The organism is Deinococcus marmoris DSM 12784 (genome assembly GCF_000701405.1).
Lineage (GTDB): Bacteria > Deinococcota > Deinococci > Deinococcales > Deinococcaceae > Deinococcus > Deinococcus marmoris.
The window spans coordinates 1-2,432 of the sequence record NZ_JNIV01000206.1; the positions used below are offsets into that span (position 1 = coordinate 1).

At 64.1% G+C, this 2,432-nt stretch carries 2 protein-coding genes; both read right to left on the reverse strand.

Annotation, left to right across the window (positions count from 1 at the left end):
* Window positions 1-205: 205 nt before the first annotated feature.
* Window positions 206-1,867: an MBL fold metallo-hydrolase gene (locus Q319_RS0123100; protein ID WP_029484733.1), complete on the reverse strand. Its 1,662-nt coding sequence runs from the start codon at window positions 1,865-1,867 to the stop codon at window positions 206-208.
* Between the two features lie 33 nt (window positions 1,868-1,900).
* Window positions 1,901-2,191, reverse strand: a complete 291-nt coding sequence (locus tag Q319_RS0123105; RefSeq protein WP_029484734.1) for a hypothetical protein — start codon at window positions 2,189-2,191, stop codon at window positions 1,901-1,903.
* Window positions 2,192-2,432: the final 241 nt, after the last annotated feature.

The window sequence follows — 2,432 nt, forward strand, 5'->3', positions numbered from 1 at the left end:
AGTCAAAATCTCACCTCTTCATCGGTAGACGCCGGTGGCGAAGTCACGAAAAACGCTGTTCTGCGAGACCGTCACCGGACTTCGCCACCAGTATCGATCTTGTCGTTACCCCAACTGCGCCGCCTGCACCTAGAGTTCTTCTCGTCTATTGCTCTCCGCCTTCTGGGCTGACGTTCCTAGACGAGAACAGTCCGTCCCGTTGCTGCTAGCTCAGGGCTTCCTCGTCGGCGCGGTCTTCCTCCGCCTGACGGTGCCCTTCCATCGCTTCGGCGTCATGCTCGCGCAGCTTGACCCGGCTGGTCTTGCCGCGCAGCACCTCAAGCGTGTAGTCCCCTTCCCCGAACAGCGTCCCGTCGAGGGTGTCCGGCAACGCGATGCGGACCTCGTGCGTCTCCGGGTCATAGCGCACCTTCACGGTGGTCCGGGCGTGGCGCTCTTTCATTGCTTCGAGCTTCTTTGGCGCGGTGTTCATGAACGATCCCCGGCGCTTCCCACTGTCTTTGAGAGGGACCAGTTCACCGGCTGTCGGCAGCCCGACGTCGTGCTTGCTGTTCAGGTAGCCCGCCATGTTGCTGCGGGCACGCAGTTCGCCATGCGTCAGGATCACCTTGCCCGGCGCATACCGCGCGATCATCCCCAGCAGCCCGCCCCGGTCCGCGTGGGCCGAGAGATAGAAGCGCTCCACCCGTGAGTAGGCCGAGACTGGCTCGAAGCCGCCCCCGCCCTTGCCGCCATTCTGTGCGGGCAGCATGACCTCGCCGCCCTGCTGGAGTTCCAACAGCCGTCGCCCTGGACTCTCGGCGTCCTGGTAACCCACCACGAACAGCGCGTTCTCAGCATGTGGCAGCCATGCCCTCGCGTACTGCGGACTGGCCCCCGCGTGCAGCATGCCGCTGGAGGCGATCACCACGGCGGGCCGTTCCGAGGTCAGGATGCCTTCGCGCTCGCGCTTATCCTTGACCAGGTTCACCGTGCCCGTTAAGAAGGGGCGCTGCTTGCTGACCTTGGTGCGGTTCTGCAAAGCCTCTGGCAGCAGGGGCAGCATGTCCTCATACGCTTCCGTGATCCCCCGCGTCAGGCCATCAAGGTGGATGGGCACTGTAGGCAGCAGCCCACTCGCCATTGAGGTCTGGAGGATCTGCGTGATCTCCTGCGCCCGGCCCAGGGCAAAGGATGGAATCAGCACCCGCCCACCGCCGCGTAAGGTCTCCCCGATGGCATTCACGAAGGCCCGCACCTGTTCCTTACGGCTGGGCAGCAGCGTATCGCCATAGGTACTCTCGGACACCACAGCGTCCACGGGCGTGACGGCAGCCGGGAGCCACGCGGCGTCCACCACGGGCGTCGAGATGTTGCTAACATCCCCGGTGTGGAACACGGCGCGGCCTCCGCTCTCCATCAGCACGCTGGCGGCCCCAAGTAGATGGCCGCTGGGGAACAGCGTGAACGCGAAGCCGTGATCACTGACCCGCGTGAAGTACGGCACGGGCCGCAGGCGTTCGAGGGTGCGCTTCATCTCGCCTGCTGAGAACAGCGGCTGGCCCTGCATGGTGGTGACCTTGAGGGTGTCGCCCAGGACGAGGGTGGCGATGCGGGCGGTGGCCTCGGTGCAGTAGATGGACAGCTTGGGGAAGCGCCGGATGACCACGGGCAGCGCGCCGACGTGATCCAGGTGGGCGTGGGTCAGGATCATCGCGGCGGGTGGATGTTCAGCCAGCAGACCGAGCTGGGGCAGGGCAGCGTCCCCGATGGACCCAGGCCGCGCCCCAGCGTCGATGAGCAGGTTACCCTCGGCCAGGCGGTACAGGTAGCTGCTGGCCCCCACCTCGTCGGTGCCGCCCAGGCCCAGAAAATGCAGGTCACTCATGGCTGGCATTGTGGCGGATGGCGTGAAACGCCATCACGATAGGACTGCGCCTGGCTCGGTCCCCAGGTCATTGATGTTGAATCCGGTGGCCGCCCGTGCTTTCTCATTGAGCAGGTGCATCAGCAGCCGCCCTGGTGTTTCAATCTTCTGCCCCTTCAGCCGCCACTTCTCCAGCCGCTGGATGCAGCGCCGGACCTCCTTGACCCCCAGGTGGACCAACGCCTTGTAAAACCCGATGGCCGCCACCGCGTGCGTGGCCGGATCGTCGTGGTGAATGGCGATCTGCACCGCGAATTCCCAGAGCTGCGGATTGGTATTCCGCAATCTGTCTAGACAACCCTCTAAATTGTCTGTCGCCTGATCAAGGTTCGGGGAAACAGTTCCTCGCTCTCCAGCACGGGTGATCAGTGCCGCCCCATCCAGACAGCGCAGCAGGTCTTCTCTTGCTTCTCCCGCTGAGGAAGCTCCTGAGAGCGCGTTTATAAAGGATCAGACCCGGTGGCAAGCTTGAGGTGTGAAACGCAAGCCTTACTCGTCGGACCTGACCCAAGCCCAGTTTAAGCGG

Bases quoted from the DNA above. Each gene is read 5' to 3' on its own strand.
- Q319_RS0123100 (WP_029484733.1), bottom strand. From the start codon at position 1,867: ATGAGTGACCTGCATTTTCTGGGCCTGGGCGGCACCGACGAGGTGGGG.